This window comes from Clostridium sp. AM34-9AC (assembly GCF_003480225.1).
Taxonomy (GTDB): domain Bacteria; phylum Bacillota; class Clostridia; order Lachnospirales; family Lachnospiraceae; genus Acetatifactor; species Acetatifactor acetigignens.
In genome coordinates this window covers 66,119-89,493 of record NZ_QUIU01000008.1, presented here as the reverse complement: position 1 = coordinate 89,493, position 23,375 = coordinate 66,119, and the positions used below count along the sequence as shown (strand labels likewise).

At 50.2% G+C, this 23,375-nt stretch carries 23 protein-coding genes; 14 read left to right on the top strand and 9 right to left on the bottom strand.

What is annotated here, in order from left to right:
- The first annotated feature begins 20 nt into the window (after nucleotides 1–20).
- Nucleotides 21–3,731, top strand: coding sequence for a DNA-directed RNA polymerase subunit beta' (gene rpoC, locus DW835_RS06615; RefSeq protein ID WP_117568855.1), 3,711 nt, complete (start codon nucleotides 21–23; stop codon nucleotides 3,729–3,731).
- 67 nt (nucleotides 3,732–3,798) lie between these two features.
- Here rpoC and DW835_RS06610 read toward each other — a convergent pair whose 3' ends face one another.
- The 9 genes from DW835_RS06610 to DW835_RS06570 all read right to left on the bottom strand — a co-directional run bounded on the left by DW835_RS06610 (nucleotide 3,799) and on the right by DW835_RS06570 (nucleotide 9,536).
- Nucleotides 3,799–4,215, bottom strand: a complete 417-nt coding sequence (locus DW835_RS06610) for a hypothetical protein (RefSeq protein WP_022312354.1) — start codon at nucleotides 4,213–4,215, stop codon at nucleotides 3,799–3,801.
- Nucleotides 4,208–4,630 (bottom strand): hypothetical protein, encoded by a 423-nt coding sequence (locus tag DW835_RS06605; protein WP_182430266.1) that lies wholly within the window; start codon nucleotides 4,628–4,630, stop codon nucleotides 4,208–4,210. Before DW835_RS06605 ends, DW835_RS06610 begins: the two co-directional genes overlap by 8 nt.
- Before the next feature lie 60 nt (nucleotides 4,631–4,690).
- The gene (locus DW835_RS06600) at nucleotides 4,691–5,206 is read right to left on the bottom strand and encodes a DUF4860 domain-containing protein (RefSeq protein ID WP_117465601.1); all 516 of its coding nucleotides are present in this window, start codon (nucleotides 5,204–5,206) and stop codon (nucleotides 4,691–4,693) included.
- A 15-nt stretch (nucleotides 5,207–5,221) separates the two neighbouring features.
- The gene (locus tag DW835_RS06595) at nucleotides 5,222–5,560 is read right to left on the bottom strand and encodes a hypothetical protein (RefSeq protein ID WP_022312357.1); all 339 of its coding nucleotides are present in this window, start codon (nucleotides 5,558–5,560) and stop codon (nucleotides 5,222–5,224) included.
- A gap of 12 nt (nucleotides 5,561–5,572) precedes the next feature.
- Nucleotides 5,573–6,625 (bottom strand): type II secretion system F family protein, encoded by a 1,053-nt coding sequence (locus DW835_RS06590; protein ID WP_118730887.1) that lies wholly within the window; start codon nucleotides 6,623–6,625, stop codon nucleotides 5,573–5,575.
- A 19-nt stretch (nucleotides 6,626–6,644) separates the two neighbouring features.
- Nucleotides 6,645–7,640: a transglutaminase-like domain-containing protein gene (locus DW835_RS06585; RefSeq protein ID WP_182430265.1), complete on the bottom strand. Its 996-nt coding sequence runs from the start codon at nucleotides 7,638–7,640 to the stop codon at nucleotides 6,645–6,647.
- A gap of 75 nt (nucleotides 7,641–7,715) precedes the next feature.
- Nucleotides 7,716–8,231 carry a hypothetical protein gene (locus tag DW835_RS06580; RefSeq protein ID WP_118503859.1) on the bottom strand — a complete coding sequence of 172 codons (516 nt, stop codon included), beginning with the start codon at nucleotides 8,229–8,231 and terminating at the stop codon, nucleotides 7,716–7,718.
- 4 nt (nucleotides 8,232–8,235) lie between these two features.
- Nucleotides 8,236–8,799 (bottom strand): sigma-70 family RNA polymerase sigma factor, encoded by a 564-nt coding sequence (locus DW835_RS06575; RefSeq protein WP_117568853.1) that lies wholly within the window; start codon nucleotides 8,797–8,799, stop codon nucleotides 8,236–8,238.
- A 32-nt stretch (nucleotides 8,800–8,831) separates the two neighbouring features.
- Nucleotides 8,832–9,536 carry a GGDEF domain-containing protein gene (locus DW835_RS06570; protein ID WP_118730886.1) on the bottom strand — a complete coding sequence of 235 codons (705 nt, stop codon included), beginning with the start codon at nucleotides 9,534–9,536 and terminating at the stop codon, nucleotides 8,832–8,834.
- Between the two features lie 356 nt (nucleotides 9,537–9,892).
- On the opposite strand from DW835_RS06570, the gene DW835_RS06565 reads away from it, so the two are divergent.
- The 13 genes from DW835_RS06565 to DW835_RS06505 are packed head-to-tail and all read left to right on the top strand — an operon-like array spanning nucleotide 9,893 to nucleotide 23,372.
- Nucleotides 9,893–11,296 carry a polysaccharide biosynthesis tyrosine autokinase gene (locus DW835_RS06565; RefSeq protein ID WP_118730885.1) on the top strand — a complete coding sequence of 468 codons (1,404 nt, stop codon included), beginning with the start codon at nucleotides 9,893–9,895 and terminating at the stop codon, nucleotides 11,294–11,296.
- A gap of 20 nt (nucleotides 11,297–11,316) precedes the next feature.
- The gene (gene pssD / locus DW835_RS06560) at nucleotides 11,317–11,769 is read left to right on the top strand and encodes a PssD/Cps14F family polysaccharide biosynthesis glycosyltransferase (protein ID WP_118730884.1); all 453 of its coding nucleotides are present in this window, start codon (nucleotides 11,317–11,319) and stop codon (nucleotides 11,767–11,769) included.
- Nucleotide 11,770: 1 nt separating this feature from the next.
- On the top strand, nucleotides 11,771–12,286 hold the full coding sequence (pssE, locus tag DW835_RS06555; RefSeq protein WP_118730883.1) for a PssE/Cps14G family polysaccharide biosynthesis glycosyltransferase: 516 nt from the start codon (nucleotides 11,771–11,773) through the stop codon (nucleotides 12,284–12,286).
- Nucleotides 12,261–13,064 carry a hypothetical protein gene (locus DW835_RS06550; protein ID WP_022312366.1) on the top strand — a complete coding sequence of 268 codons (804 nt, stop codon included), beginning with the start codon at nucleotides 12,261–12,263 and terminating at the stop codon, nucleotides 13,062–13,064. The genes pssE and DW835_RS06550 overlap by 26 nt, the downstream gene beginning before the upstream one ends.
- Nucleotides 13,046–13,984, top strand: coding sequence for a glycosyltransferase (locus DW835_RS06545; RefSeq protein WP_118730882.1), 939 nt, complete (start codon nucleotides 13,046–13,048; stop codon nucleotides 13,982–13,984). Before DW835_RS06550 ends, DW835_RS06545 begins: the two co-directional genes overlap by 19 nt.
- Nucleotides 13,985–13,987: 3 nt before the next feature.
- On the top strand, nucleotides 13,988–14,944 hold the full coding sequence (locus tag DW835_RS06540; RefSeq protein ID WP_022312368.1) for a glycosyltransferase: 957 nt from the start codon (nucleotides 13,988–13,990) through the stop codon (nucleotides 14,942–14,944).
- A 4-nt stretch (nucleotides 14,945–14,948) separates the two neighbouring features.
- Entirely contained in the window at nucleotides 14,949–16,343 is a 1,395-nt protein-coding gene (locus DW835_RS06535) for an O-antigen ligase family protein (RefSeq protein ID WP_118730881.1), read from the top strand.
- A gap of 31 nt (nucleotides 16,344–16,374) precedes the next feature.
- Nucleotides 16,375–17,541 (top strand): hypothetical protein, encoded by a 1,167-nt coding sequence (locus tag DW835_RS06530; RefSeq protein ID WP_118730880.1) that lies wholly within the window; start codon nucleotides 16,375–16,377, stop codon nucleotides 17,539–17,541.
- Between the two features lie 2 nt (nucleotides 17,542–17,543).
- Nucleotides 17,544–18,719 carry a glycosyltransferase family 4 protein gene (locus DW835_RS06525; protein WP_182430263.1) on the top strand — a complete coding sequence of 392 codons (1,176 nt, stop codon included), beginning with the start codon at nucleotides 17,544–17,546 and terminating at the stop codon, nucleotides 18,717–18,719.
- Nucleotides 18,679–19,674 carry a glycosyltransferase gene (locus tag DW835_RS06520; RefSeq protein WP_022312372.1) on the top strand — a complete coding sequence of 332 codons (996 nt, stop codon included), beginning with the start codon at nucleotides 18,679–18,681 and terminating at the stop codon, nucleotides 19,672–19,674. The genes DW835_RS06525 and DW835_RS06520 overlap by 41 nt, the downstream gene beginning before the upstream one ends.
- Nucleotides 19,675–19,694: 20 nt before the next feature.
- Entirely contained in the window at nucleotides 19,695–20,540 is an 846-nt protein-coding gene (locus tag DW835_RS06515; RefSeq protein ID WP_117465587.1) for a polysaccharide pyruvyl transferase family protein, read from the top strand.
- Complete coding sequence (locus DW835_RS06510; protein WP_117465586.1) at nucleotides 20,537–22,213, top strand: oligosaccharide flippase family protein; 1,677 nt, start codon at nucleotides 20,537–20,539, stop codon at nucleotides 22,211–22,213. The genes DW835_RS06515 and DW835_RS06510 overlap by 4 nt, the downstream gene beginning before the upstream one ends.
- The gene (locus DW835_RS06505) at nucleotides 22,143–23,372 is read left to right on the top strand and encodes a nucleotide sugar dehydrogenase (RefSeq protein ID WP_118730878.1); all 1,230 of its coding nucleotides are present in this window, start codon (nucleotides 22,143–22,145) and stop codon (nucleotides 23,370–23,372) included. The genes DW835_RS06510 and DW835_RS06505 overlap by 71 nt, the downstream gene beginning before the upstream one ends.
- Nucleotides 23,373–23,375: the final 3 nt, after the last annotated feature.

Here is a 23,375-nt window from a genome sequence, read left to right as displayed (position 1 = left end):
TATAGAAGGGAGTGCCATTAATGTCAGAAACAAAAAATGAAACAACCTATCAGCCTATGACATTTGATGCCATCAAGATTGGATTAGCTTCCCCGGAGAAAATCCGGGAGTGGTCCCATGGTGAGGTATTAAAGCCCGAGACAATCAACTATAGAACACTGAAGCCTGAAAGAGACGGTCTGTTCTGTGAGAGAATCTTTGGACCCAGCAAAGACTGGGAATGTCATTGCGGTAAATATAAAAAGATCAGATATAAGGGCGTTGTCTGCGACCGTTGTGGTGTAGAAGTTACCAAAGCCAGCGTACGTAGAGAGCGTATGGGACATATCGAGCTTGCAGCTCCCGTATCCCATATCTGGTATTTCAAAGGTATCCCCAGCCGCATGGGCCTGATCCTGGATCTGTCTCCCAGAATCCTGGAGAAGGTTCTGTACTTCGCTTCCTATATCGTTCTGGATCCGGGAACCACGAACCTTGAATACAAGGCAGTGCTGTCCGAGAAGGAATATCAGGATGCAAGAGAGACCTGGGGCAACAAGTTCCGTGTAGGCATGGGTGCAGAGGCTATCAAAGAGCTGCTGCAGGCCATTGACCTGGAAAAAGAGGCAGTAGAGCTGAAGACCGGTCTGAAGGAGTCCTCCGGTCAGAAGCGTGCACGTATCATTAAGAGACTGGAAGTTGTAGAAGCTTTCCGTGAGTCCGGTAATAAGCCGGAGTGGATGATCATGGATGTGGTTCCTGTCATTCCTCCCGATCTGCGTCCTATGGTACAGCTGGATGGCGGACGTTTTGCTACCTCCGATCTGAATGATCTGTACAGAAGGATCATCAACCGTAATAACCGTCTGAAGAGACTGTTAGAGCTTGGTGCTCCTGATATCATTGTTCGTAACGAGAAGAGAATGTTGCAGGAAGCGGTAGATGCTCTGATCGATAACGGCAGACGCGGACGTCCTGTTACCGGCCCCGGTAACAGAGCACTGAAGTCTCTGTCCGATATGTTAAAGGGTAAGACCGGTCGTTTCCGTCAGAACCTGTTAGGTAAGCGTGTAGATTACTCCGGACGTTCCGTTATCGTCGTTGGACCGGAACTGAAGATCTATCAGTGTGGTCTGCCGAAGGAAATGGCAATCGAACTGTTCAAGCCTTTCGTAATGAAAGAACTGGTAGCCAAGGGAATCAGCCAGAACATCAAGAATGCGAAGAAGCTGGTAGAAAAGCTGGATACACAGGTATGGGATGTGCTGGAAGAGGTTATCAAGGAACATCCTGTTATGCTGAACCGTGCGCCGACACTGCACAGACTGGGTATTCAGGCATTTGAGCCGATCCTGGTAGAAGGTAAGGCAATCAAGCTGCATCCCCTGGTATGTACCGCATTCAACGCAGACTTCGATGGAGACCAGATGGCTGTACATCTTCCTCTGTCCCAGGAGGCACAGGCAGAGTGTCGTTTCCTGCTGCTGTCTCCCAACAACTTACTGAAGCCTTCCGATGGTGGACCCGTAGCCGTTCCTTCCCAGGATATGGTACTTGGTATCTACTATCTGACCCAGGAGAGACCCGGTGCAATCGGTGAAGGTAAGTATTTCAAGAGCGTAAACGAAGCAATCCTGGCATATGAGAACCAGGCGCTGACCTTACATTCCCGCATCCATGTGCGTATGCACAAGGTAAATGCAGAGGGCGAGACCATTACCGGTACGGTAGAGTCCACTCTGGGACGTTTCATCTTCAATGAGATCCTGCCTCAGGATCTGGGATTCGTAGACAGAAGCGATCCCGAGAACTTCCTGAAGCTGGAAGTAGACTTCCACGTAGGCAAGAAGCAGTTGAAGCAGATCCTGGAGAAGGTCATCAATACCCACGGAGCATCCAAGACCGCAGAGGTACTGGATGATGTTAAGGCTATCGGTTACAAGTACTCTACCAGAGCTGCTATGACCGTATCCATTTCCGATATGACCGTCCCTGAGAAGAAGGGTGAAATGCTGGCAGCTGCACAGGCTACCGTAGACAAGATCGCAAGCAACTTCAGACGTGGTCTGATCACCGAGGAAGAGCGTTATCGTGCCGTTGTAGAGACCTGGAACGAGACCGATAAAGAGCTGACCGACGTACTGCTGTCCGGTCTGGATAAATACAACAACATTTTCATGATGGCAGACTCCGGTGCGCGTGGTTCCAGTCAGCAGATCAAACAGCTGGCAGGTATGCGTGGACTGATGGCTGATACTACAGGTAGAACCATCGAGCTGCCCATTAAGTCAAACTTCCGTGAAGGTCTGGACGTACTGGAATACTTCATGTCCGCACATGGTGCACGAAAAGGTATGTCCGATACCGCTCTGCGTACCGCAGACTCCGGTTATCTGACCAGACGAATGGTGGACGTATCTCAGGAACTTTCTATCCGTGAAGTAGACTGCTGTGAGGGTCAGGCTGAGATCCCTGGTATGGTAGTCAAGGCATTCATGGATGGCAAAGAGACCATTGAAGGCCTGAAAGATAGAATCACAGGAAGATATTCCTGCGAGGATATTTATGATAAAGACGGACAGTTGATCGTTAAGCACAACCACATGATCACCCCCAGCCGTGCTGCCAAGATCTTAAGTGTTGGTGTCAATGCACAGGGTGAGCCCATTGAGGAAGTGAAGATCCGTACGATCCTGACCTGCCGTTCACACGTTGGTATCTGTGCAAAATGTTACGGTGCCAACATGGCAACCGGTGAAGCCGTACAGGTAGGTGAAGCAGTTGGTATCATCGCTGCACAGTCTATCGGTGAGCCCGGTACCCAGCTGACCATGAGAACCTTCCACAGTGGTGGTGTCGCAGGTGACGATATCACTCAGGGTCTTCCCCGTGTCGAGGAGTTGTTCGAGGCCAGAAAGCCTAAGGGACTTGCAATCATTGCTGAATTTGGCGGCAAGGCTGAGATCCGTGATACCAAGAAGAAGCGTGAAGTGGTAATTACCAACGAAGAGACCGGTGAATCCAAGGCATATCTGATTCCTTACGGTTCCCGTATCAAGGTTATCGACGGCCAGGTACTGGAGGCCGGTGATGAACTGACCGAAGGTAGTGTAAACCCTCACGATCTGTTGAAGATCAAGGGTATTCGTGCCGTACAGGATTACATGCTTCGTGAAGTACAGCGTGTATATCGTCTGCAGGGTGTAGATATCGCAGATAAGCATATCGAAGTCCTGGTACGTCAGATGCTGAAGAAGGTTCGTATCGAGAATAACGGCGATACCGAGTTCCTGCCCGGAACTCTGGTAGATGTTCTGGATTTCGAAGAAATGAACGAGAAGCTGACCGCTGAAGGCAAGGAGCCTGCAGAAGGTAAGCGTATTATCCTGGGTATTACCAAGGCAGCACTGGCAACCGAGTCCTTCCTGTCTGCAGCATCCTTCCAGGAGACCACCAAGGTCCTGACAGAAGCTGCCATCAAGGGTAAGGTAGATAATCTGATCGGTCTGAAGGAGAACGTAATCATCGGTAAGCTGATTCCTGTAGGAACCGGTATGAAGAGATATCGCAATACCAGACTGAGCACCGATGCCGTAGAGACCATTGACTTCGGTGGTGATATGTACGGTGACGATGCAGAACTGAACCTGAGCGACGGAAGCGAACTGGATGCAGAAGGTGCAGAACTGAATGAAGATGTGAACACAGAAGCAGAAACTGTGGAAGTGGGAACAGACGCTGATAATCAGTAAAATAAAAAGACTTTATTAAGAAAGGCTCTCCGGGATTTTCCCGGGGAGCCTTTTAGAATCGGAACAATTATTGCAATTCTTCTGTATTCAGAACCTGCCAGGCAGTGATCCGGTAAAAGGTATCTTCATCAGATTCCGGATAGAGGATCTCAATGGTCACCTGCAGGGTCTGTAAGTCGGAGATTGGAATCACGTAAGATTTTCCGTGACCTACCGCCACAAAATAGGCTTCTTCGCTGTCACTGGATGCATACATGCGTTGCAACGTCTTATCCATACCTGCCAGGGATTGTTCTGCCTGATTGCAGGCGGCATAATAAGCGGTGGTACGTTCCAGCACACGGGCGCTGAGTTTGCTATCAGCGTTGGCACTGACGATGGACAGTACGGCAAAAGACACCAGGCAGAGGATCACGAATACCAGAAGGATCGAGGCGGATCCGATATTCATGCCGAATTGTTTTTTTCTGGAGGAATTATTCATGGGATCCCCTCCTTTCTGCGGTGTGATGCATGACAGAGAGTGTGTAAATGGGAGATTCCGGTGTAGATACATCATAGACGGTGATCTCGCCTTTCATGATTCCGGTCTCTTCTGCCGGAGTGCTTTTTAGTTCTGCATAAAAGCCGGCGTTATCTTCGGCAGTGCACAGATTCCAGCTGCTGTCAAAGGCAAGGCGGAGAGTGTTTTCATCGGTCAGCTCCGATGGGGAGAACAAATCCTGCATGGCAGCCACATTGCCCTCCAGAGAGAGATAGGACTCTGCCAGATTCTGTGCCTGAATGACAGCATGATTCTGGTTTACCGTCTGTGTGCTCAAAAGATGTGAGCGGGCAAACAACTGGATACAGACGGCACTGGCCAGTGAAAAAAACAGGATCGCTATGATCATTTCCATTAAAAATAAACTGGATCTGGAATGTTTCATAATAAGTTCGGAATCCTTTCTGTTCGGTTTCTATTCTGTGGTAGTATTACAGTGCACGTGGATATAAAAAGTATGGTCCTCTCCGGAGGCGGTTCTCAGGGATATCCGGATCAGATCGTCCGACGCATAGGATAAGGAGAACTCCTGCAAGTCCATAATATCCGTACCGGCAGGCAATACCTGTCCGCCGAGAGAAGCTCCTTCCCGCATAAAAAGTTCTTTTAAATGTCCGTCATACAGATAGAGGTAAGTACAGTAGGTTTCTTCGTCAATTTCGGAAAGCATGCAGAGCGCCGGAACATTTTCCAGATCGGTCAGGAAAATACTGTCAGTGGTATCGTTCTGCCGCACCTTTTCCATGATATAAGACACCGCCGTCCGGCTTTCGTAATTGACGCCCATATCTTCTACAGTGTGCTGGTATACATCTGCTCCGATGGTAACAAGGGCAAGTGCGGAGACAGCGAATACACCGAACAACGCCAGAACGAACAAGATATCCACAATAAAATGTTTTTCCTGCTTCTGATGATTTCTATTGTTCATATGTCAGAAACTCCTTTAGTGAGCACCGGTCCGGCGAAGTACAGTGACTTCCGGAAGAAGGTTGCTGCCATAATATTCATAGTCAATGAAGAAGCTGTCCTCGTCATACAACAGTCCGTAATGCTGCTCCAGATATTCCAGAGAAGGAGGATAACAGCCTTCTACGGCATAGCACTGGGAAATGCTGCGTTCCAATGCGGTTTCCAGACTTTCCTGCTGCTTGCTCAGAGTAGATTCACCGACGGAGCCGATGCCCCGCAGAAAAAGAACAAACAATATCACAAAGGCCAGAATGGGAAGTAAATAGATCAGCTTACGCCCGAGGGACATACTTTTTTGCTCAAAACGGTTCATAGTATCGTACTCCTATCCGATGCTGGTCATAATACCCATAAGAGGCAGGATGACCGATAACAGGATCAAGCCCACGATCACCGACAGAATAATGACAAGGGTCGGCTCCAGAATGGCAATGATGGATTGTAGTCTGCGGTTGGTAGTTTCCTCATAACGATCCGCTATTTTTTTGAGCACCACATCTACGTTACCGCTGCGGAAACCGACAGATACCATCTGGGAATACAGGTGGTTGAAAATGCCGGCACCGGTCAGAGCCTCGGCAAAATTGGCACCGGCATTAATGGCTTCCTTACAGCTCAGGATCTTCTGTTTCATTTTCTCGTTGCCTACCAGAGCGGCCACCATATCCAGGCTGGAATAGGTATCCATACCGCTGCTTAAGGTCAGTGCCATACCGCTGGCAAAACGTTCGCAGGCCACACTTTCATAAAAACGTCTGGTGAGGGGGAACCAGTTCAGGAACCGGGCGGTGACACGTTTGCCGGTCTGGGTTCTGGTAGCAAAAAGGTACAGTAACAACAATATGCACAGAATACTTACGAAAATAAAGGAATACCGGTTCAGATGGTTGCCGAGACGCAAAAGTGATGCAGCAAACCCGGTCATCTCACTGCCCAGCTCTATATAGACCTGCTCGAAGATCGGCATGACGCGGCTGACCAGTACCACGATGACAGCGGCCATCATGGCGATCATGATAAAGGGATATGTTACAGCATCCCAGATACTGCCTGCGATGGCATCCTCTTTTTCATAATAATCCGCCAGAGAGCTCATACACACATCGAGATTACCGGATTCTTCACCCAGAGCGATCATATGCAGGCAGTAATCGGGGAAGACCTTGGTGGCTTCCAGTGCTTTGTGAAAGCTTTCTCCCTGTCGGCATACGGTAAGGATCTCCTCGAAGATCGCCTTGCCTTCGGGAGACTGGGCATCACTTTGCAGGATGGCCATGCCCTCCACGGGCGGAATGCCTGCCTGAAACAGCATGGCAGCCTGACTGCAAAAAGAAGCGATCTCTTCATTGGAAAGTAGTTTTTTCTCTGTGGTCTTCATGGCGTTTTGTTCCCTTTCACTAATACATTTTCTGCAGGATATAATTACTGCCGTCACCGATGAACTTTTTCAGAGTCTTGTCATCCGTGTTGGCACCGAACGTAGGATCCACCAGGGTCCAGACATTGCCGTCAAATTCTATGATGCCGTTCAGCCATCCGGTATCAGCGGTGTAGACACTGATCCAGGCATGGTAGGCATCCTGGGCATAGCCGACCTCCAGCCGGGTCGGGATCCGCTGGCTTCGCAGCATGCTTGCCATTACCGCGGCATAATCCAGACAGATACCGGTGCCGGAAGCAAGAATGGCATCCACATCGGAGGTATAGCCCGTAGGAGGATCGGAGGCTTTGTCGTAGTCGTAAGTAATATTCTGGGTAATATAATCATAGATCCGGGTGATCACTTCCAGATCCGAGGAAGCACCCTCGGCAAGTTCCTGTCCCTTGGCCACCACTTTGCTGTCCGCAGTAAAATTCACGTACTGGTTGGGGTAGAGAAAAGGGCTGAATGCATCCGTAATCTGTACATCCAGGTCTGCATACAGGCAGGTGGCATAATTGGTACCGGAGATATTTTCATAGATCGTCACGTCATAATATCCGTCTCCGGAAGACAAGGGGAAAGTCTCATAGCCGCCACCGTGCAGATCGTAAGTATAGACAACGGTATCCGGCCCGGTAATGCGCAGTTTGACCTTGGGACAGGTGCCGGTGTAATTGGCACAGACATAGCCGTCAGACATATGAGAATAGTCAATGACAGCCACATCATTGGAAGCTGTTGCTGTTCCGTCGGCCCGGGGCACAAGACAGACAGGCGTGGCATCCCGGAGAGGCTCTGCGTCAGCTACGGCTTCCGTTTCAGGAGAAGAGGCATCCGCAGAGCTGATATTCGTATCCGCAGAAGAAGGAACTGCGGAGGATTGTGATGGTTCGCCGTAAGTGTCTGCGACGGGGGCATCCACAGGCAGATTGTCAGAGCCGGATCCGCAGGCACATAAGCCGATTGTCATGGAATATGTAATTAGCAAAATGCGCAGTCGCGCAGATAATTTTGGCATCCGCATAAAAATCGTTACATCCTGTTGTTATTGTTCCAGGCCCGTTACATTATCGGGAGTAAAAAGCAGGTGGAGAGTCTCACCGTTTTTGACGGGGACATAAATATTGGCTTCCTCGGACAAAAACGGAAAATTGATCACACCCTTGGAGGAATCCACAGAGAGCGGTTCGATGATCTCCCCGGACACAGTCTCCATAAAAGCCTCCTCGTAAAGAATGTTGTCACCGGTGAATTTCAGACTTAAAATATTATTTTCCACATAATCCAGTGTAAGCACCGCAGGTGTGGGGGCCAACAGTTTTTCAGTCATCTCAGAGAGAGGAACGATGGCGAGCGGCGACAAAAAGGTCAGCACGAAGATCAGTGTCGTGGCAACGATCAGCCGGTTGTAGGAGGCGGCATTCACTTTTTTGCGAAGCACCAGCTTGTCAAAAGGGATCGTATTGACCGGCTGGTTGCAACTGGACAGGATATTCTGCAAAGCATTGTTGGCAGTTGTCATGTCCAGTTCATATCTGTTTTTTTTATGAAAAAACATCATTCTGTTATCCTTTCATACTTTCTTTCAAATGTTCCTGTCCGGAGGCAATGTAGCGTTTGACGCTGCTGCGGCTGATCTCCATGGCTGCAGCGATCTCTTCGAGCTTCATGTCGTTATAGTAGCGCATGATCAGGACCTGCTTCTCATTGAAAGGAAGCTGCTCTAAGGCGTCCGTCAGCCGGGAGTATTCATCCTTCTGCTGGTAGTGCAGTTCCGGATTGGTGTCCAGGTGGGGATCCTGGACAATATCCAGAATCTCCTGGCTCAAGACCTGGCAGTCGTTCTGCGGTCGGTTCTTCTGGGTCATGTCATAGCAGACGTGGAAGCAGATGCGGTTCAGCCAGGCGATAAAAACCGTGGGATCATTCAGTTTTCCAATGTTTTTCAGAGCCAGTATGTAGACCTCCTGCATAGCGTCCTGAGCGAGAAAGTCATCTCTCAGATAATGCCTGGTGTAGTTGTATACTTTATTATAGGTAAGAGCATACAATTCCGCGAAGGCATCCGAGTCGCTGTGCTGGGCACGGATCACAAGACCGGCAATGTAAGGAATGTTCATGTCTTTCATGCGTTCGTCTCACTGCTTGGTTAACGGGTTCCTTAAGCGTGGAGCTTATTGTATGTCTCTGTAAGCAGAGTGGAGAAATACTCTGCATGTGCTTCTTCATTTAAAATATATGCGTACTTGATCTGAATGGGCGCATTGCTGTGTTCTTCGTTATATTCTTTTAACTGCTGCGCCAGACTTTCTATGAAATAGTCCATGGTATCATGGGAACCGTGGTTGACGATCATGAGGAATTCATTACCGCCGTTACGTCCCACTACACCGAAGGCATCGCCAACGCTCTCCAGAATACCGGAGAAGTCTTTTAACATCTGGTCACCTACGACATGGCCCATGGTCTGGTTGATCTCTTTCAGGTTGGTGATGGTCACCATATAGCAGGCTACATGAGCCAGAGATTCCGGAGAGTCATAGGTCTCGAAGACCACGTCCAGACCGTGCCGGTTGGGGATACCGGTCAGATGATCCAGGAAAGCCGCACGGTTCAGAGCATGGCTTTCTTCGGCAAAAGTGCGTAATTTATAGAAATCGTATAATAACCATATCAGATTAAATAATGCAAGGATCCAGGAAAGTGTGCATAAGATAAACAGAGTCCGGTCTTCGAAAAGCTTTGTGCCCAGTGCAGGGTTCAGAGTCAGGACCAGAACATAGGCGGTTTCCAACAGCAGAAGAAGAATTAACTGCACGGTTTTGGTGTTACGGAAGGTTTTTACGAATTTCTTTTTCTGTATCATATAGGTTCACTCCTTTGATTGCGCTGGTGGTGAGGTGTACATCGGGAAAATACTTCGCCGTTCGCCAATCATGCAAGCATGTTGGCTCTCTTGCGCTCATTATATCATAACAGGCACTTAAAAAAAAGAAAAGAAATATTGAGCCATTCCGCTTCTTAGCGCCGTCTTTATATACGGAAGTGCTTCCGGAGTGTATGAGCGGAGGCGTGGCTGCATATATGGAACGTATTATTTATACGGTTTACATAAGAAGAAAACGGACAGGCCAATGTCCGGCATAAGATATCCATCAGGGAATTCCCTGGTGGATATTTTCATTTTAGGGAAAAGCAGAATTTGTCGAAAAGGAGAGGACAATGTTGGAAACGATCTTGAATAATTTTCATCTGGAGAAGATCCTGTGGATCCTGCAAAAAAGGATTGCATACATTATGATCCTGGGGGTACTGGGAGGAATGGCAGGAGGCGCTTATGCATATCTGACCAACAGTACACTTTACCGGGCGGAGGTATCCTTCTATGTATACAGTGATCCGGACTATGTGTATGATTCTTCGGTCAATATTTCAAATTCCGAATTTACCCAGGCCAAGAATCTGGTACAGAGTTACATATTAATCCTGAAGAGTAACACGATCCTTCAGAAGGTGCTGGAGGAAGCCGGGCTGGATTACGGAACGGAAGCTTTGTCGGGAAGAATCGGTACCAGTGTGGTGGAAAACACGGCAGTGTTCTATGTCTACACTTATGACAGCGATCCTTACCGGGCCATGGAGCTGGCCAATGCTATCGGCAGGGTGGCTCCGAAGGAGATCGGCCGGATCGTGAAGTCCGGTGGCATTGAGGTGATCGATTATGCCACACTGCCGGAAGCACCCTACAGTTCCACCAGTCTGGTCAAATATGCACTGGTGGGCTTTGTCGGATGCTTTGGGGCATCCTTTGTATTGTTTCTGCTGGCAGGACTGATGGATACCACGATCCGCAGGCGGTACGAACTGAAGCTGGCATTCCGGATTCCGGTGCTGGGAGATATTCCGCAGATCCAGGCGCCGGACCGGAAGAGTAAGCCCGTGTTAGTATTGGGGGAGAACAGCTCCTTTGCCGTGAAGGAATCCTATAATACCATCCGGGCAAACCTGCTGTTCACGGGAAAAGGAGAACGTTGTCCGGTCTATGCCGTCACCAGTGCGGATAAGGATGAAGGCAAGACTTTGAACAGTGTCAACATCGCCATCAGTTACGCACAGCTGGGCAAAAAAGTATTGCTCATCGACGGAGACATGCGGAATATGTCGGTGGCATCTCTGCTAAAGCTCCGGGGCAGACTGGGACTGAGCCAGTATCTGGCGGGATTGCGGGAGACACCGCAGATCGTGGAATACCGGCAGAATCTGGATGTGCTGGTGGGAGGAGAAAATCCACCGAATCCTTCCGAACTGTTGGGCGGAGAGCGGATGAAGGAGCTGCTTACGACGTTGCGTAGCCGGTATGACTGCATCATTATTGATCTGCCGCCGGTAGGAATTGTGACGGATGCCCTGCTATTATCCCATGAAGTCACCGCCTATCTTCTGGTGGTGCGGGCCGGCGTCAGCCATATGAGCCGGGAAAAGGCGGCGGTGACACTGTTAGAGCAGGTGGATGCGGATATCTGCGGCATCCTGTTCAACGGCCTGCCGCCAAAATCTAAGGACTGTAACTACAGACTGCAGCAATACTGGCAGGAATATAAACAGCAAAATGGGGAAGCAGTTTGAAAAAAAACCGGGAGGTCTTTATGAAAATATGTTTTGCCGCATCGTCGGGCGGCCACTTTGAACAACTGATGATGTTAAAACCGCTAATGGAAAAATACGAAAGTTTTGTAGTAACGGAGAAAACAGGCTATGAGGTGAAGACACCGGTGAAATGTTACTATCTGCAGCAGGTGAACCGGAGACAGTGGAGATGCCTTTTTTATCTGTTGAAAAATACCGTGGATTCGTTGCGGCTGTTGCATAAAGAACAGCCGGATGTGGTGGTCTGTACCGGAGTGCTGGCCATGATCCCGCTGTGCATGGAAGCCAAGCTCTCCGGCAGGAAGCTGATCTACATCGAGTCATTTGCCAAAGTGACTTCGGCCACACAGACGGGAAAACTGTTATATCATTATGCGGATCGTTTTTATGTCCAATGGACACAGATGAAGGAAATCTATCCGGATGCGATCTGCCTGGGGGGAATTTATTAGGATGATATTTGTAACGACCGGATCTCAGAAGTTCCAGTTCAATCGATTGTTACAAAAGATAGATCTGCTGATCGAGGAAGGCATGATAAGAGAGGAGGTGTTTGCCCAGATCGGAGTCAGCGATTATCAGCCAAAGCATTATGAATACTGCAGGTTTCTGGACAGAGAAGGCTTCACCGGAAAGCTGCGGGAATGCCGGATGGTCATTACCCATGGTGGAACCGGTGTGATCATCGGCGCCGTAAAACAAGGGAAAAAAGTGATCGCAGTGCCGAGACTTGCCAGCTACGGGGAGCATGTGGACGATCATCAGGTACAGCTGCTTCGGGAATTTGACGGAATGAACCTGATCTGTGCCTGTTATGACAGTGAGAAACTGGGGGATTGCATCCGGGATACCGGCAGCAGGGACTTTGCCGGATACCATTCCAATACCCGGAGGATCCTTAAGGATATTGAGAATTTTTTAATTGCGGAAGAGGGGGAAAACCATGGAAAACATTCAAAAATTTCGTAAAAAAGGGAAAAAACTGGGAGAGTATATGATGACGAAGCTGCGCCTTTTGCGGGATCAGAAAAAATATCGCTCCCGGGGAGTGACATTAAAATATATGCTGGACCGGGTGGATTCCCGGGATCTGATCATCGTTTTCAGCTCCTGCACCAGAAAAGGGATCCGGGCCAGATACAATTATGTCCGGACGTTAAAGGAAGTTCCCTGTAACAAGTTGTTTCTGTTGGATGATTTTGCGTCAGATCACAGAGGTTCCTTTTATCTGGGCAGCAATATGAAATTCGAGGAGGCGGTCGTTGTAAGGGAACTGATCGACCGGGTACGGGAGCAGACCGGAGCAAAACGCCTGATCTTCTGCGGTTCCAGCAAGGGCGGTTACACGGCACTGAATTTCGGACTGGACTATCCCGGAAGCTATATGGTGGTGGGGGGGCCCCAGTATTTTCTGGGACAAAGCCTGCTGGACACCGGGAATATTGAGGCGTTGAAGCATATTGCCGGACAGGTCTGTAAGGAAAAGGTCGAATTCCTCAATGAGTATCTTCCGAAAAAGGTGGCAGCCAACCGTTATGCGCCCTCCCAGAGGATCTATCTGCATTATTCCGACAGCGAACACACCTATGAGGAACATATCCGCTATCTGCGCCGGGATCTGGCGAAAAAGGGATACCGCTGCAGCGAGGACGTGGCACATTACAAGGAACACGGGGAGATCAGTCTGTATTTTCCGGAATTTTTATTACATAGTGTGGAGGAAATCTTATGCCGGCAGTCAGCGTGATCGTTCCGGTATACAATACGGAAAAATATCTGGAGGAATGCATTCGTTCCCTGACAGAGCAGACGTTGTCTTCACTGGAACTGATCTTCGTGGATGACGGTTCCACGGATGCTTCTCCCAAGATTCTGGAAAGATATCGTGCCAGGGATCCCGAACACATCCGGGTCATCACCCAGAAGAACGCAGGGCAGGGAAAGGCAAGAAATGTAGGACTTGCGGCTGCCACGGGAGAATATGTGGGATTCGTGGATTCGGATGATTATGTGGACAGGCGTATGTACGCGGCCATGTACACCAGGGCCGGTTCCGAAGAACTGGATCTGGTGGAATGTGATTTTCATTATCTGGAGGACGACGGCAGAGAGAAGCGCTCTTACGGTTCGGCGGCTCCCTGGAACAAGCTGATCCGCAGGAGACTGCTTACGGACAACGATATATGGTTCCCGGAGGGGTATATCTATGAGGACACCTCTTTCTACCTGAAGTTACGTCCCTTTGTGAAAAAACAGGCGAAAATGCTGGGAGTCTATGCCTATCACCGGGACAGAGGGGATTCTACCATGAATGACAATAAAAGCAGACGGGTGGGAAATATTTTTCCGGTATTGCAGGATGCCTGTCGGTTTTACCGGGAAAAAGAACTGATGGATACTTATGGGAAAGAACTGGAATATTTCTGTACGAGGATCCTGTTGTGCAGTTCCATGGGGCGGATCTCCAGAGTGCGGGACCGGAAGCTGCGGAAATCTCTGCGGGAAGAGACTTTTGTGTTCCTTCGGGAAAATTTTCCGGAGTATCGGAAGAACCCTTATCTGGGCAATGGACTGAAAGGGCGTTATCTGCGGATCGCCACACCGGCATTGTGCGGGATCTGTGGGGGAACCATCGGCAGATGCAGGCCGGGAGGGTTACCGGGATAGAAAATGGCGGACAGAGAAAAGGGGAAAAATATGCGGATATCGGTAGCAATGGCCACTTATAACGGGGCCAGATTTATCACAGAACAGCTGGATTCCATCCGGCTTCAGAGCCTTCCTGTGGATCAGGTGATCCTGCGGGATGACGGTTCCTCGGATCAGACGCTGGAGATCGTACGGGAATATCTGGAGACTTACGAGCTGGCACCGGCATGGAGGATCACACAGAACGGAAAACGACTGGGGTATGCGGAGAATTTCCGGGCAGCGGTGGAAGAGACGGACGGTGATTATGTCTTTTTCTGCGATCAGGACGATATCTGGGAACCGGACCGGGTGGAAGATATGGTGAGCGAGATGGAAAAACGGAGAGAGATACTGGTGCTGGGATCGGAATTCGTACCGTTTACAGTGGATCCCGATGCTCCTTCTGTCAGCCGGAGCGTATTGAAAAGCTTCCGGGGGGACGGAAGCATGGAGCATGTTGCATGGAGTCCGGCCCATATTTTCATCGGCAGTGAGGGCTGTACCATGTGTCTGCGCAGAGAGTTTCTGGAAGAGACGAAGAAGTACTGGTATCCCGGGTGGGCGCATGATGAATATGCCTGGAAGTTGTCCCTGTGCATGGACGGCTGTTACATTCTGCACAGTGTTACGTTACGGCGGCGAATGCACTCGGGTAATGTATCCAAACGCAAGATGCGGGATCTGGACAGACGGATCGCTTTTTTCCGGGAATTGCAGAAAAGTCATGAAACCACTCTGCGGTTCGCCGAGGACTTTGGAATGCCGGAGGAAGCGAAGGAACTGTTAAGACGCAATATCCGGGCCACCACCCTTCGGATCGAGTTGATGGAACAGCGAAAATTGTGGAATATTGTGCCGCTTTTATGGAAATACCGGGATTGTTATCACAGCAAAAAATCTCTGCCGGTGGAATTTGCCATGGCAGTCAGAGGATGAGGCAATGAGCAGATATCTGGTGGAAAAAACGAAGACAACGGGGCAGGGCTGGCAGAGCAGCAACCGCTATTTTGAAAATTGTGGGGAGCGGAGTCTTGGACAGTTTTTGTCGGTTTCTTTTCTTGTGGCCTATTATATTTTACCACAGTATTTCGGAATCCGGCTGCCGGGCTTTGATCTGACGGCACAGCGAATGCTCATAACGATTCTGTGTCTCTTTCTGCTGAGCAAAGAATCCCGGAAAAAGATGTTCTGGGAAGGGGTGAGAAGCTGCAGATTGTGGCTTTTTATGGCAGGATATCTGGGAATCTGTTTCTATACGGCGGTACTGCGTTTTCACATAGGTACTTTTCTTTATCCGTTCATTGAATTATTGGGAGCTTTTCTGGTGATCTACGTACTGCGGGAGTATCTGGGAAGTGATGGATTTCTGGTGCTTTTCCGGCGGATGCTTTTGTTTCTGTGTGTGCTGGGACTCGTGGAGGCGGTCATGAGAAAGACACCCTTTGTCTATCTGGAGACCATCAGGGGACTTTATACCGGAGGCATGATTCGCTCCGGTTCCTACCGGATCATGGGACCGGCCAATCATTCTCTGGCGTATGGGCTGATCCTGATCTCCGGGTTACCATTATTGTGCATTGATGAGGAGAAACATTGCTTCACGCTGTTTCGGCATCTGCCTCTCCTGCTATTGGTGGTGGTTAATGTATTTCTTACGGGATCCCGTTCCACGCTGGCGGTCATGGGACTGGAGCTTTTGCTGTTGACCGTGCTGGCACCGGGAGAGCAGAGGAAGAAACTGTTGTTTACCATAGTACCGGCCGGGCTTTTGATTCTGCTTCTTGCATTTTTATTCCCCAATTCTCCGCCGGGACATTATATTTTGTTGCAGCTTAGTACGGTGGTGGATGAGATGTTTGGAACCTCCTATGCCATCCGTTACGGGGTAGACAGCACCTCCCTTGCCAACAGCGCTTCCTACAGGGATGCCCTGCTGGATATTTTCACGGTGGACTGGTTGAACCCCTGGCTGGGGCAGGGCTCCGGATATCATTTCTCCTGGTATATTCCGGGAGGGGCCACGATCCACTCCATTGACAATTTCTATGTGGCCAATTATATCCGCTACGGGTATCCGGGACTGGTGGTCTACGGACTGTTGATCCTGCAGGCGGTGGGGGAGATGGTGCGATGCGGGATTCAAAAGAAGGACAGAACAATGTTAAGTCTGGCGCTTGCGGTCTGCGGGTACTTCTTAAATCTGTGGTGGATGGATACGCTGCAGACCATCAAGTATGCGTATCTTCCCATCGCACTGTTCCAGGTGATCTCCCGGGAAAAATGGGAAAATATGTCGGATTTGCAACACAAAGCGGTGCACAGATACATAAGGTAAATAGAGAGAAGAAACGAAAAAGGAAACGAAAATGCGAAAAAGTTTTTGGCTGTTTGCAATAGTTCTGAGTATGAGTCTGGGGATACGGGTGCAGGCGGCACCCAGAGAGATCCCGGACCATTTCAATACCGGTGTGGATACAGATACAGAGCTGACGGAGATCCCGGAACCGGGGATTTACGGTGGAATCCAGTATAAGACCGGAGCCGGAGGACAGCTGGCACTGGATCTGGTCTACAGCAACAGACAGGCGGGGAATGAGATAGAGATCCGGAATATGGATTTTTCCCGGTATGCACTGTTGATGGTCAATGAGGGCAAAATTGCCGTGGAGACTACGGTGACTTTCCGGAACTGTAAATTCGATGCAGTCACTACCGGGCGGGAGGATGCCCGGATATCCTATGTGTTCGAAGACTGCACCCTGCGTAATTTTCAGGGAAGCAATGCCACGTTTACCCGGTGCCGTCTGGGTGGCAGCAGCGGAGATGCTTTGAATCCCTATCGCAATGTGACACTGAGAGATTGCTACATTGCGGATCTGGCACACCCGGACAGCGGGGATACAGTACATTCTGACGGGGTACAGATCTTCGGATATCCTTCTCTTACGGCGGAGAATATTTCCTTCGACAACTGCAGATTCGAAGTACCGGCGATCCCCGGAGGGGGGAGCTATGTGAATGCCTGTCTCATGATTGCCCCGGAGAAGAGCGGTGCCAAAGGAATCTATTTCACAAACTGCATTCTCAACGGAGGCGGTTATGCCATCTACACACTGGTAAAAGACGGTTTTTCTCTGGAGAATGTGGTGCTGTGTAATATCTCGGTAGGGGATGCGGCCCGTTATGGAACCTTCTACCATCGCAATGTCACGGCGGGGGTCACCATGGAGAATATTTATACGACGGATACTTTGTATGTAGGCAGCAGATTCGTGGATGAAGAGGGCAGGATCCATTTCAGCGTGACCAACGATACGGCGCAGGAACGGAAGCTGATGATCGTGACGCCCAGACAGACCATAATACTGCCTGTTAAGGCGTGTCCGCCCTATGAGGACAGAACGGCGGATATGACCTTTGAGGATTTTCCCTTTGATATCGATGTGGTGGTGCCGGGGGCACAGTGGGCGGTATGCTATGACATCACGGACGGGTGCACACAGATCGCACTGTATGCGGAAAGGAAGAGATGATTATGACGGAAGTACTGTATATATGCCTGTGGTACAAAGATAAAAAGAGAACCTGGTCCGGAACGGCCTGGTCCCTGCGACAGGCCATGGAGCCTTATCTGCAGGTGCAGGATCTGGCACTTTCGGATCCTCTGTACCGCAAAATACTCCGGAGACTGCAGAGGAAGAAGGGACTGAACCCCGGGCCGGTCCTGCGGGACCGGCTGCGGCTGTCGGGGAGATATGCTGCGTGGAGACATCGGCACAGGACAGACGAAAAAATGCCTGTGTTTCAGTTTGGCGGCTGGCCGTCGGGAGCGCATTTGGCATCCTATCTCTATCAGGACCTTTCCATTCCCGCGATTCTGTGGCTGCAGAGGGAAGATCCGGTGGGCTATCGGTACTGCGAGTATGATCAGGTGCCGCAAAAGACGCTGGAACGCAGGGCGGCGAGACAATTGGAGCAATACCGGCAAAGTGAAGGGGTATTCACCATGAGCAGGTGGCTTTCGGAGTTCCTGATCCGGGAATGCGGGCTCCCCCGGGAAAAGGTCCATGCGGTGGGAGGCGGCATCAATGTGGATGCTGCAGGGATCCGTCCGGGATCAAAGGAGGGGCGGCGTATCCTGTTTGTGGGAAGGAATTTTGTGAGAAAAGGTGGTCCGTTGGTGGTACAGGCTTTCACAATCCTGCGGAAAAAATATCTGTGGTCAGCGGAGCTGTATCTGGCGGGGGCAAAGGAGTCGGACATCCGGGACGCTCTGCGGGAGAGGCAGATCAGGGTAGAAGAGGCGGACTGGCAGAAGATCCACCTGCTGGGAGATCTGGGGTCTGAAAAACTGACAGACTATTATAACCTGTGTGATGTCTTCTGTATGCCGTCTTATTTTGAAGCCTATGGACTGGTATTTGCAGAGGCACTTACTTATGGTCTGCCCTGTATCGGCAGAGATAAATTCGCTATGTCGGAGTTCATTGAGGACGGATGCACCGGCAGGCTTATTTCCGGGGAGGATGCGGAGGAACTGGCACTGGATCTGTGGGAAGTACTTCAGGATCCGAAATACCGGGAGGAAGTGGAACGGCGGAGGGAATGGTATCTGAGAGAGTATTCCTGGGACAAGGTGGCGCAGAGAATATGCAGTGTGATGGAGAAAAATGAGAGAGACAAAGATCAGTATCGTAGTGCCGGTGTATAACGCGGAAAAAGAATTACAGCGCTGTGTAGACAGTATTTTCCGGCAGAGCTTTTCCAACTGGGAACTGCTGCTTATCGATGACGGCAGCAGGGATAGCTCTTCGGCCTTGTGTGACAGGCTGGGGGCGCAGGACACAAGGGTCCGGGTCTGGCACAAGGAAAACGGCGGTGTCAGCAGTGCCAGAAATCTGGGGATCTGTAAGGCTGAAGGAGAGTATCTTTTTTTTACGGACAGTGATGATACCCTGTTCCCGGATACCCTGGCAACTTTATATCAAAAGGCAAAAGTATCCGGCGCGGATCTTTCGGTGTGCGGTTTTACATATCTGGTGGAACAGACGAAAGAATGTGTGGATAACCTTCCGGAAAAAGCTTTCTGCGGTGGAGGAAAAGAATATCTGGAGGAGCGGTTTTTATCGGACTTCCGGCGGGAATTTTTCAATCCGCCATGGAATAAGCTGATCCGCAGGGAATTGCTTCTGGAAAATGATATCCGCTTCGGAGAGGAATTTGCCATCTGTGAGGATATGGCTTTTTCCATGCAGGTGCTGGAAAAGAGCAAAGGGATCTGTGTGGTTCCGGAGTCGTTGTATTGTTATCACTATAAGGAAGCGGAGAATCTGGTGAACCGTTTTCATGAGAACTATTATGAGGCTTTATTGTATTTCCGGGACCGCACCTGGCAGTGCTTCCGAACGCTTCAGGCAAAGCAGGAACTGTATGCGGAGGTCAATGCCTGTTTCGTGGGGAAGAGTCTGATGTATCTGCATAAGATCTATAGAGATTCCGGCTATGAGGAAACCAGGAAATATGCGGAACTGAAACGGATCGGTGGTTCCCTGCCGCTGCAGAATGCCCTGCGGGAATACCGGGCCACGGGAAAGAGGCGCTTGCTGCGGGAGTTGCTCCTGCATAAGAGATTCCGGCTATTGGACAGTCTGTACCGGTGGCGGTAGGACAGGGGAAGGAGAGAGGATTGGAACTGACAAAACAGATCGGCGTATTGCGCAATCGAAAAACCTTGGACGGAAGAAAAGCAGACAGGAACAAAGTAAATCTGGAGTACTGGAATTTTAATGAGAATCTGGGGGATCTGCTGGCACCGGTGGTGACGCAGTGGATGTTGCACCGTCTGGGACTGGATCTGTACAGAGAGGCGGCAAAGCCCTGCCATCTGATGACCATTGGTTCTGTGTTGGGACTGGGAGTTTTCGATGCGGTGATCTGGGGCAGCGGGGTCAATTCCTTCGCCCATGTGGGACGGGTGACTACACAAAAGGGATACCGGAAGCTGGATATCCGGGCAGTCAGAGGTCCGGTCACCGCACAGGTGCTCCGGGAGAACGGATATACCTGTCCGCAGATCTACGGAGACCCGGCAATCCTGCTGCCTCTGATTTATCCCGGCAGACGACCGGAGAAAAAGAAAAAATATGTGGTGATCGACCATTACATGAAGCGGAAAACGACAGGAGATGACAGACTTTCCATACGAACCGGAGATTACCGGACCTTCCTCGACAAAATTCTGGAGGCGGAGGTGGTATACTCGTCTTCGTTACATGGGATCATTCTGGCGGAGAGCTATGGGGTCCCGTCGGTATTCCTTCGGCAGGGGATGGAGGAAGAGATGCTGAAATATTATGACTGGTACTTTGCCACCGGCAGATATGAGGTGCGCTCGGCAACATCCCTTGCGGAAGCAAAGGAAACAGAACCCATGAAATTGCCCGAACTGGAAGAACTGAGGGAGGGACTGCTACAGAGCTTTCCCTATGATCTGTGGATCGGCCAGAAAGCCGGAAGGAGAAAGTGTGAATGAAAAGGACCAGAAATGCCGTCAGAAATGTGATCTTCGGAGGACTCCTGAAGGGGTATCAGATTCTGGTTCCTTTTATCATGCGCACGCTGCTGATCCGGTATCTGGGAATGGAATATCTGGGGCTGAACAGTCTGTTTACTTCCATACTGCAGATCCTGAATCTGGCGGAGCTGGGAGTAGGGAGTGCACTGGGCTACAGTATGTATGCTCCCATCGCGGAAGGAAAGAAGGACGAGATCTGTGCTCTGTTGTCATTGTATCGCAGATATTACCGCCTGATCGGTCTGGGGATCTTTCTGGCCGGAATAGTGCTGCTGCCGTTTCTGCCCTCGCTGGTGAAAACGGACAGTATTCCGCCGGATGTGGATTTGTATGTATTGTATCTGCTGCATCTGGGAGCCTGTGTCATCAGTTACTGGCTGTTTGCGTATAAAAACAGTCTGCTGGCAGCTCATCAGCGAAGTGACCTGGCAAATAAGGCGGATCTGGCGGTACGGACGCTGCAGTATCTTATACAGGCCGGGCTGCTGGTGGGCTTTCGGAATTATTACTGGTATCTGCTGGCGGCACTGGGAGCACAGATCCTGACGAATCTGTGTACCGCACTGGTGGCACAGAAAAATTATCCGGATTATGTCCCAAAGGGACAGGTGGAAGAGCAGACCAGGCAAAAAATCCGGGGCAAGATCAAGGACCTGTTTACCTCCCGGGTGGGGGTGGTCATTGTGAATTCCGCGGATACTCTGGTCATTTCGGCATTTTTGGGACTGACGGTGCTGGCAGTCTATCAGAATTATTATTACATCGTTACTTCCGTTATTGGTCTGGTAGGGGTGCTTTTCACCTCCACTCTAGCCGGGATCGGCAATAGTCTTCTGACCGAGAGCCGGGGGAAAAATTATGCGGACTTCTGTAAATTTACACTGTTGATCGCCTGGATCGCAGGACTTTGCACCTGCTGCCTGCTGTGTCTGTTGCAGCCCTTTATGAAACTGTGGATCGGAGAGGCAGGCATTTTGCCCGGACAGATCGTGATCTGTCTGTGTGTATATTATTTTATCTACGAGTTCAACCAGCTGTTCAATGCCTACAAGGATGCCGCCGGGATCTGGCACAGAGACCGGTTCCGGACACTGACAACGGCAGGAGTGAATCTGGTCCTGAATCTTCTGCTGGTGAAACCTATGGGGCTGTACGGAGTGATCCTGTCTACGGTAGTTGCTACGCTCATCGTAGGAATGCCGTGGCTGATACATAATCTGTTTACGACGTTGTTTGACGGAGAGGACCGGCAAAGCTATCTGGGGACACTGGTCTTCTATGGAAGCGTAACATTTTTAAACTGTATGCTGACCGACCGGGTATGCAGTCAGATACCGGTAGAAGGAATCCGGGAATTATTGGAGCGGGCACTGGTATGTCTGCTTGTGTCCAACGGCATTTTTCTGTTGTGTTACGGAGGCCGGAAGGATTTCCGGGCCCTGTTGGCAATGGGGAAGAGATTTCTGCCTGAAATACCTCATGATAAAGCGGCTTCGGGAAATGACCGATCCGCAGAGGAAACCACAAAGTTTGCAGATTACGGAAAGGTGGGAGCTTTCTATGAAGATTGCAGTAGCGGGAACCGGGTATGTGGGATTGTCCATGGCAGTTCTGCTGGCCCAGAATCATGAAGTAACGGCGGTGGATGTGATACCGGAGAAGGTAGAGTTGTTACAAAAAGGGAGATCACCTATCCGGGATAAAGAGATCAAAGAATATCTGTCAGGCGGCAGGCTGCATTTGCAGGCTACCCTGGACGGAGAGGTGGCTTACCGGGATGCGGAGCTTGTGATCGTCTCCACACCGACGAACTATGATCCCGGAATTCACTTTTTTGATACCGGTTCTGTGGAAACGGTGGTGGAGACAGTACGGAAGGTGAATCCTGACGCGGTGATCGTGATCAAGAGTACGGTGCCGGTGGGATATACAGTGTCTCTGATGGAAAAATATCACACGGACAGGATCCTGTTTTCTCCGGAATTTTTGCGGGAAGGGCATGCACTGTATGACAATCTGTATCCTTCCCGGATCATTGTGGGAGCAGACACAAAGTCCGTTGAAATGGCGGAGTATGCAAGACGGTTTGCAGAGCTTTTGCGTGAGGGTGCAAAAAAACAGGAGATCCCCATACGGATCATGGACCCTACGGAAGCGGAGGCGGTAAAACTGTTTGCCAATACCTATCTGGCGCTCCGGGTCAGTTTTTTTAACGAACTGGACACTTATGCGGAGATGCGGAACTTAAGCAGCCGCAGTATTATCGAGGGTGTCTGCCTGGATCCCCGGATCGGGATGCAGTACAATAATCCCTCTTTTGGCTACGGAGGATACTGTCTGCCGAAGGATACGAAGCAGCTACTGGCCAATTATGAGAACATTCCCCAGAATCTGATCCAGGCCATCGTGTCCGCCAACAGTACCCGCAAGGATCATATCGCGGACAGTATTCTGGAGAAGGCGGGATTTTATCAGGGAAGTCAGGGTAGAGGCGGTGTACCGGGGCAAAAGGTGGTCATAGGAATCTATCGGCTTATCATGAAGTCCGGCTCCGATAATTTCCGTCAGTCCAGTATCCAGGGCGTCATGAAACGGATCCGGGCCAAAGGGGCACAGATTTTGTTGTACGAGCCGGAACTTTCGGAGGATGATTTTTTCGGAAGCCCGGTCATACGGGATCTGGAAGCCTTTCAGCGGCAGTCGGATGTGATCGTGGCCAATCGTTATCACAGAGATCTGGAGAATGTCCGGGAGAAGGTATACACCAGAGATATTTATTACAGGGACTGAGTG